The sequence below is a fragment of the Ensifer sp. 22460 genome, assembly GCF_052044935.1.
Taxonomy (GTDB): Bacteria; Pseudomonadota; Alphaproteobacteria; order Rhizobiales; family Rhizobiaceae; genus Ensifer.
In genome coordinates this window covers 1-7479 of the sequence record NZ_JBQENZ010000063.1, presented here as the reverse complement: position 1 = coordinate 7479, position 7479 = coordinate 1, and the positions used below count along the sequence as shown (strand labels likewise).

Sequence of the window (7479 nt, the reverse complement as noted above, 5' to 3'; positions counted from 1 at the left end):
TTCTCGACCTCCTTCACCTCGGATGCCGGTGAGGATGGTGACGCCATCAGCTATGCGCTCGGCATCAATCAGGCCAACAACGACAGTGGCCTCGTCGACACCGCAACCGGCGACGCCGTCCTGCTCTTCAAGGAAGGTGACAACGTGGTCGGTCGTGCCGGCTCGGCCGTCGGCGCTGTTGTGTTCACGGTCAGCGTCAGCGCCGCCGGCGTCGTCACGCTCGACCAGGCCCGCGCGGTGGTCCATCCGGACGCCAGCAACCATGACGACAGCATCACCTTGGCTGCTGCCGACCTCATCACCCTGACGGCAACCATCACCGACAACGACGGGGACGAGGACTCGGACACCCACAACATCGGCCAGAACCTCAACTTCAAGGACGATGGCCCGACGATCACCGTGCCGTTTGACGGTGACCAGAGCGGCACCCCAGGGACCCACGAGACCCTGGCCAACGAGGACAACCAGTCGGCCACCGGAGCCTTCGGGTACAACATCGGCGCGGATGCTCGCACGGCGGCGTTCTACACGGGCGGCGGTTCCGACTTTGTCGACCAGAATGCCGCGCTTGCTGGCGTCCAGATCGGGCTCAGCGGCACGATCAGCGGTGGCGGCGGAGGCAATATCCTCGACCCAATTGTGACGCTGAATTCGGAGAGCCTCACCTCCGCGACGTTCGACTTCACCTTCACCTACGACAAGGACCCAGCGGCTGGCCTCCAGACCGGGACGGCGGAGGGCACCCTCGTCTTCGACAAGGAGGCCGGCACCTATACCATCACCCTGACCGACCCGCTCGAAGGCTTCAGCTTCGACGTGCTGCACACCAATGAGTTGCTGGCTAAAGCACCCGCCGGCAACACCGGACACCCACAGATCGTCGCGGAGCAGCTCACGCCCGACGACGATCCTAACCCGTTCTTCGTGCAGTTCACCGCAAATGCGCTCAACAACAAGAACAAGACGTTCTCGTTCACAGGCGACGGTGATGGGACTTCCAACGACACCTCATTCACATCCGGCACTGGCATTCACGAGATGGTCAGCAACAACTTCGAAGACTGGGTATCTGCAACCCAGGCGACAAACGGGGTCGCTGGCGACACGATCCAGAAGGGTGAACTTCTGACCTTGCGGTTCTTCAAAGAGAACATTCTCTCGGATGTCAACCCGAACGCCCCCGGTGGTGGCACTGAGAAGCTTGACCCGACCACGAGTGCCAGCGGCGTTGTCATCAAGTTCGATGGCATCGGGAGCAGTGAAGACCTGGTCCTGATCCTCGACCTGAAGAATGCCAACGGCAACGAGATCACGCGGGCGGTCAACGTGCAGAACTCGGACCTGATCAAGGGGAACGCCAATGTCCCCTTCCCGTACAGCACCGAGTTCACGCTCGATAATAACGATGCCTTGCTCATCATCGAACAGAACGACTACACGGACGGTACCGAGACCTACCAGATCCAGGGCATCCAGATCATGCAGAGCGCAAATGGGTTGACGGGCAACGCCATCAACCTGAATGGGGCGATCGGGGCCGGTGGCGACAGCAGCACCACCAGCGGCCTGACAGCCTGGGACCCGACCGATAACGATGTGCTGAAGATCGTGGATATCGGGTTTGTCCAGCAGTCCAGTGGGACAGTCGACGCCAACCTCGACTTCGCCTTCCAGGTCGCGGACGCGGACGGGGACCAGACAGAGACGCAGCACATCCTTGTTGATGTTACCTGACACTTCTTTCACGGGGGCAGCCAAGCTGCCCCCGTGATCTGCCGGGGTGTCGCCCCGCTAAGCGTTCTTCTGGTCCCGCGTCCTAGAGTTATAGAAGATGAAAACCAGCCAACAACGCCCCGCCCTACAGGTTGTGATGAAAGAAGCCGGCCGGGCCATCCAGCCGCTTATCTGGTTCAGTGCCGGCATCAACGTGCTGATGTTGACCGGCGCGATCTACATGCTCCAGGTCTACCATCGCGTGTTGTCCAGCCACAGCCTGGAAACGTTGGGGATGCTGTCACTGATGGCGGTGGGCGCGCTCGCCACAATGGCGGGGCTGGAAATCGTGCGCGGGCGTCTGCTCGCAACAGTCGGATCCTGGATGAATGCGCGGTTGGCGCCGGTGCTCCTGACAGCAGCGGTGGAGTATGCCGCTTCAGCGCCCGGTCAGGTCAATGCCCGTCCATTGCGCGACCTGGATCAAGTTCGGAATTTCTTCACAAGCCCGAGCATTTTCCCGATCCTTGACGCGCCTTGGGCGCCGTTGTTTTTCGGGGCCATATTCCTCATGCACCCTTGGCTCGGTTGGCTGGCGCTGGGCGGCGGGATTGTCCTGTTCGCGTTGGCATTGCTCAACGAATACCTCACACGCAAACCATTGACCGAGGCCCAAAGCGCCCAATCGCGCGCATACGTGCAGGCCGAGGCGGCTATCCGCAATGCAGAGGTCGTGCAGGCGATGGGCATGCTGAAGCCGCTGCTGGAGGGGTGGAAAGCGCAGCAGGACGAGGCAAACCATGGACAGGTTCTCGCCGCCAACCGTGGCGGCTTCATCGCGGCCATCGCGCGGTGTCACCGACTAGCCTTGCAAATGGCCATACTAGGCCTCGGGGCCTACCTCGTACTTCGCAACGAGGCCTCGCCCGGCATCATGATCTCCGCCTCGATCCTCATGGGTCGCGCATTGTCCCCGGTCGAGCAAGCGATCGGCACCTGGAAGGCGACTGTTGGAGCGCGGGCCGCCTACCGTCGTCTCGCCGCAGTCGCCGGCGAACACCTGGAGGCCACACCGGTTCTGCCACTACCGCGGCCGAAGGGTAGGTTTGAGGCCGACAATCTTGTGCTTGCCCGGCAGGGCGGCGAACATATCCTGAAAGGGATTAGCTTCCAGCTCAAACCGGGCGAGGTAATGGCGCTGATCGGCCCTAGCGCGGCCGGAAAGACGAGTCTGGCGCGGATACTGGCCGGTGCCTGGCGCCCATCCGGAGGACGCGCGTTGCTTGATGGCATGGACGTCGCCCAATGGGCGGCAGAGGACCGCGGCCGCTATGTCGGTTACTTGCCGCAGGACATCGAGCTCTTCGCCGGTACTGTCTCCGAGAACATCTGCCGCTTCGCGAAGCTCGACACGCCGGTCTTCAACAACGTCGTCAAGGCCGCACAACTGGCGGGAGTTCACGAACTGATCAAGGGACTGCCGAAGGGTTACGCTACCGAGATCGGCGAGTCGGGCGCGACACTGTCGGGCGGGCAGCGTCAACGCATCGGGCTAGCGAGGGCGCTCTACGGCGACCCGGCACTCCTTATCCTGGACGAGCCGAATTCCAATCTCGACCGCGAAGGCGAAGACGCATTGATTGCAGCCCTCGGTACCGTCAAGGCCGCAGGCACGACGATTATCCTGATCGCGCACCGACCGAACATCATGGACAAGGTCGACAAGATACTCGTCCTCAACCGCGGCCAGCAAGATCTCTTTGGCCCGCGTGATCATGTCTTCAACGAACTCGCCCGGCGCAGCCGCGAGGTAGTTCAGATCCCAACCATAGCCGCGAATCAAGACGGCGGTCCCGGTCCAGCGCCCCGATTCACGGTCCGAAACTTACCACCTAGGTCCGGCCCTGTTGCCGGAGGCAGTTCAGGTGGCCCTGCGGACGCCGCGCAACCATCGGATCGGAAACAGACATGACCGTTGTACCGCTACCTGCCCCGCCACCGCCGATGCCCAAGCCGATACCCTTGCGTCTCGCCGGCGTGACCTGGGCCGGGTTCACAATCATGGTCCTCTTTTTCGGTGCGGCCGGAGGTTGGGCGGCGCTGGCGCCGTTGGACAGCGCTGCAGTTGCGCCGGGCGTTGTCAAGGTCGCAGGCGACCGCAAGCTCGTCCAGCACCTCGAGGGCGGCATTATCGCGGAGTTGAACGCCACCAACGGTGACATCGTCAAGGCCGGCAAGGTTCTGATCCGGCTCGACGACACGCAGGCCAAAGCACAACTGGACCTGGTTCGGAACCGGATCGCAACGCGCGAGGCGCTGGCCGCGCGGCTCCGGGCGGAGCGTGACGACAAGGCCGAGATCGACTTTGATCCGGCGCTGCTCGCAAACCGTGCGACCGCTGCCAAGGACGCGGTGGCCACGCAGCGCGACGTGTTCGCGGCAAAGCGCCACAACTTGAACGACGCGCGGACCATTCTCGGACAACGCCGCCACCAGGCCGAGGAGGAGATAACCGGACTGGAGAGACTCGTTGCGACCGAGGACAGGCAGATCGAGGCTCTTGAAGGCGAGACTAAGGATCTTGAAGCTCTGCTCAAGAAGGCACTCACCACCCGCGAGCGGAACCTGCTGCTTAGACGACAACAGCGCGAGATCGAGGGGGAGCGCGCTACCAATATCGCGGCGATCGCTCGTGCCAGAAGCGCCATGGCCGAAATTGACGCGCAGATTCTGAACCTCAACACCGTGCGGCTGAAAGATGCTGTCGAGGAATTGAGTAAGGTCGAGGCGGATTTGTTTGACCTCAAACAGCAGGAGCGTTCCGCCAACGACGTGCTTGCCCGCACCGACATCGTCGCACCGGTTGACGGCATCGTCATGGATCTGAAGGTCCACACGGACGGTGGTGTCGTGAAGCCCGGAGAAACATTGATGACCGTGGTCCCTCTCGGACAGCAGCTCGTGGTCGAGGCTATGGTCAGGCCGGAAGATGTCGAGACGATCGCCCCCGGACAGCCAGCGCGTGTCAGCTTTCCAGCCTTCGCACGCTACAACCTGCCGCCACTCGACGGCGTCGTGGAGATCGTATCGGCGGACCGCATGATAGAGGAACGCAGCGGGACGCCATACTTCACCGCAACCGTGTTGATTGACAGACACGAACTCGCCAAGCTCGAGGGCCGTAAACTGTTGCCCGGCATGTCGAGCGAGGCAATGATCCGGACGGGTGCCCGCACCGTGCTTGCCTACCTTGCAGAACCAATCACGCAGAACTTCCGCCGGGCGCTACGGGAAAAATAGGAAGCCAGCCCGGTTGCGGAGGAAGCAGATTGCGGCCGGCAAGCTTGTCGAGCTCTTGCTCATCGACCACGATGATTGCGGAGGCCGCGCCGGTTCTGTGGTCCATCAGGCGCTCGGCCGATGCGAGTTCAAGTGCAGATTTCTCCGTTCGCAAACTTCTTTCGCGCGCTCTCTCTCATCATCGTCTGGGTGTTCGCGCTTAGCTTTTTGCAGGCATGTTCCCACGTCGCTACGCAGCAACCGGATGATCGACCGACCGGGCTCCGAGGTCTGCCAACGGAGCCCAACTGATTGGCCGAGTGCTCGATTTTCGGGAGCCGTTTCTTTGAGATCTTGCCAGACTTAGGTCTGGTGCGCTCTGGCAAAGGTCCTAGCGGCGTTGCTCATTCTGAATCCGCCCGCCATGCTGTTTAAGCGCCAAGGAGCCAAGGACTGCCCTCCGTCGTTGGCGCTAGTGATCCCAGAGCGCTCGCCCCAGCCCCATTCGACTAAGCGCTCTGGGATCCCCCACTCCTCGTTCCGGTACAAACGCGTTTGGTCATTCGGCCGAGACGCGGCTGTCTAGCGACTGGTGTTTGTTCTTGACCTCGCCAACATCACTCCTGACGCTACTGTTTCACTGGTCGGATTGAGGATTTCCATCTCGCGGTCCTGCCGCGCTCAATTGCCGCTGCAGAGGCTGCACGGTCATATTCATGTTGCTACCCCTCGGATTGTGGAGGACACTGGCTTTCAGGCGTTACCTGAAGGCGGAAACGATGGATTTTGAGAAGATCGGACGGGCACGCCTGATGATGCGGCTGCCGAGGCATCGCCAACAGCTTGCGGAGCTGAGGTTCCTTTCGCTGAGTACCCTGTTAGAGGCTTATGGCATCGCGGTGATCACCCGGGATGAACTCCGAGAGCACGCGATTTCAGGCGATCCACTGACCGCCCGGTACGAGAACGACTGTCAGGCGATCGAAGACAAGGTCGTGAGTTTGCTCACCAATGTCAGTCCTCGCTTTGTCAATTGAGTGCCCGCCTCTTAGCTCCTGAAAGGATCGAACGGTCGCAATTTCCGAGTGCCAGCTAGAAGCCACTGCCCCACGGACCGTGGTGGCTGTCGGCACCGTCGACGCGGTCGAAGCCGTGCGCGCCGAAGAAGTCGCGCTGCGCCTGGATGACGTTGGCCGTGCCGCGGCCGCGGCGGTAGCTGTCGAAATAGCCGAGCGCTGACGCAAGCGCCGGCACCGGCAGGCCACCGAGAACAGCTGCCGAGACAACGCGGCGCAGCGCACCATCGGTTTCCTTGACCATGGCGGCAAAGGCCGGGGTGACGATCAGGTTGGCGGCATCCGGCGCCTTGGTGAACGCGGTGGTGATCTCGTCGAGGAACTGCGAGCGGATGATGCAGCCGGCACGCCAGATCTCGGCAATGGTCGGCATCGGCAGGTTCCAGTTGAACTCCTTTGATGCCGCCGACATCACCGCGAAGCCTTGCGCATAGGCGCCGATCTTGGCGGCCAGCAGCGCGCTTTCGAGATCCCTGATGAAGGCTGCCTTGTCGGCCACCTTGAAGTCGCCGACCTCAGGCAGCCCGAGGATCTTTTCGGCCGCTTCGCGTTCGTCCTTCATCGCGGAGATGCTGCGCGCGGCCACCGCCGCCTCAATGCCGGTTGCCGGCACGCCCATGTTCTGCGCCTCGATCACCGACCACTTGCCGGTGCCCTTCTGGCCGGCCTTGTCGAGGATCAAATCGACGATCGGCTTGCCGGTCAGAGGATCGGCCGCCTTCAGCACCTTCTCGGTGATCTCGATCAGGTAGGAGTTGAGGCGGCCCTTGTTCCAGGTGCCGAAGACCTCGCCGATTTCGGTCGCCGACATCTTCAGGCCGTCGCGCAGGATGCCGTAGATTTCGGCGATCATCTGCATGTCGGCATATTCGATGCCGTTGTGGATGGTCTTGACGAAATGGCCGGCGCCGTTTTCGCCGAGCCAGGCGACGCAAGGGTCGTTGTCGTATTTCGCGGCGATCGAGGTCAAAACACTCTCGACGCGCTTCCAGGATTCTTCCTTGCCGCCGACCATGATCGACGGGCCGTGACGTGCGCCTTCCTCACCGCCGGAAACCCCCATGCCGATGAAGGTCAGGCCACTGTCCTTCAGCGCCTCGAAGCGGCGCATCGTGTCGCGGAAGTTGGCGTTGCCGGCGTCGATCATGATGTCGCCCTTGGAAAGGTAGGGCTCGAGGATCTTCATCTGCTGATCGACCGGCTCGCCGGCCTTGATCATGATGATGATCGGGCGCGGCGGACGGATGGCGGCAACAAACTCTTCAATGGTGTCGCAGGGCACGATCTGGCCCTTGAGTTCACCGGCTTCCGCGTAGAACTTGTGCGTCGCCTCGACGGTGCGGTTGAACACCGCGATCTTGTTGCCCTTTTCAGCGATGTTGAGCGCCAGGTTCGAGCCCATGACGCC

Annotated in this window: 5 protein-coding genes; 4 read left to right on the top strand and 1 reads right to left on the bottom strand. The window is 61.9% G+C overall.

Annotated elements, in window-relative coordinates; translation table 11 throughout:
* From ACTJKM_RS35870 to ACTJKM_RS35855, 4 genes are all read left to right on the top strand, one after another.
* Positions 1-1737: DUF5801 repeats-in-toxin domain-containing protein (locus ACTJKM_RS35870; RefSeq protein WP_440661880.1), on the top strand; the 1737-nt coding region annotated here is incomplete at its 5' end.
* 97 nt (positions 1738-1834) lie between these two features.
* Complete coding sequence (locus ACTJKM_RS35865; RefSeq protein WP_440639590.1) at positions 1835-3688, top strand: type I secretion system permease/ATPase; 1854 nt, start codon at positions 1835-1837, stop codon at positions 3686-3688.
* A complete protein-coding gene (locus tag ACTJKM_RS35860) occupies positions 3685-5016 on the top strand; it encodes an HlyD family type I secretion periplasmic adaptor subunit (protein ID WP_113515265.1) in 1332 nt (443 codons plus the stop codon). The genes ACTJKM_RS35865 and ACTJKM_RS35860 overlap by 4 nt, the downstream gene beginning before the upstream one ends.
* A 758-nt stretch (positions 5017-5774) precedes the next feature.
* Positions 5775-6032, top strand: a complete 258-nt coding sequence (locus ACTJKM_RS35855; RefSeq protein WP_063893427.1) for a hypothetical protein — start codon at positions 5775-5777, stop codon at positions 6030-6032.
* A gap of 55 nt (positions 6033-6087) precedes the next feature.
* On the opposite strand, the gene gndA is transcribed toward ACTJKM_RS35855, so the two are convergent.
* Positions 6088-7479 (bottom strand): NADP-dependent phosphogluconate dehydrogenase (gene gndA, locus ACTJKM_RS35850; RefSeq protein ID WP_440661879.1); only part of this gene is annotated, 1392 nt, incomplete at its 5' end.

Coding starts and splice junctions, on each gene's coding strand:
- ACTJKM_RS35860 (WP_113515265.1), top strand. CDS start 3,685: ATGACCGTTGTACCGCTACCTGCCCCGCCACCGCCGATGCCCAAGCCG.
- ACTJKM_RS35865 (WP_440639590.1), top strand. CDS start 1,835: ATGAAAACCAGCCAACAACGCCCCGCCCTACAGGTTGTGATGAAAGAA.
- ACTJKM_RS35855 (WP_063893427.1), top strand. CDS start 5,775: ATGGATTTTGAGAAGATCGGACGGGCACGCCTGATGATGCGGCTGCCG.